This is a genomic window from Psychrobacter aquaticus CMS 56 (assembly GCF_000471625.1).
GTDB classification, from domain to species: Bacteria; Pseudomonadota; Gammaproteobacteria; order Pseudomonadales; family Moraxellaceae; genus Psychrobacter; species Psychrobacter aquaticus.
In genome coordinates this window covers 1-561 of the sequence record NZ_AUSW01000007.1, presented here as the reverse complement: position 1 = coordinate 561, position 561 = coordinate 1, and the positions used below count along the sequence as shown (strand labels likewise).

Annotated in this window: 1 pseudogene; it reads left to right on the top strand. The window is 53.5% G+C overall.

Features of this window, described 5'->3' with window-relative positions:
- A pseudogene (locus M917_RS14165) lies at positions 1 to 561 on the top strand (YadA-like family protein); the annotation flags it as partial.

The following is a 561-nucleotide window of genomic DNA, read 5'->3' as shown; positions in this document are numbered from 1 at the left end:
CAAGTGGCGGTACAACCACAACCAACGCAGCAAACATAGAAGATGTGAGACTTGCCTCTGCTGCTGCCAGAACCCAAGTAGTTAAAGGCACCAATGTAGCCCGTGTCGACTTCTCGACCGACAGCCTCACAGGCCAAGACGTCTACACCGTCAACGCGGATGGCGTTACCGTATCAAAAGGCTCTGACGCCGTTATTGTCACAGCGGGTGCCAAAGACGCGACCAACACAACCGACTACCAAGTGGACTTAAGCGATGACAGCAAAGCCAGTCTAGTAAAAGCGGATAGCGCCATGCAGACTGTGGTCACACAAATTGACGGCGCTGACGTCAAGACCCTGAATAAAACCGACAACACCGCAAACTTCCTCAGTGGTAACAACATCGTTCTGAGTGCAGATGGGGAGGGTATCAAAGTCTCTACAGCAGATAACGTTGTCTTCACCAGCGTGACCACAGGCGACACCCTGTTGAACACGGATGGCGTCCGCTTTCTTGGCGGCAGCACCGTCCGCTTGAGCAGCCAAGGCCTTGACAATGGCGGCAATCAAATCACGAACG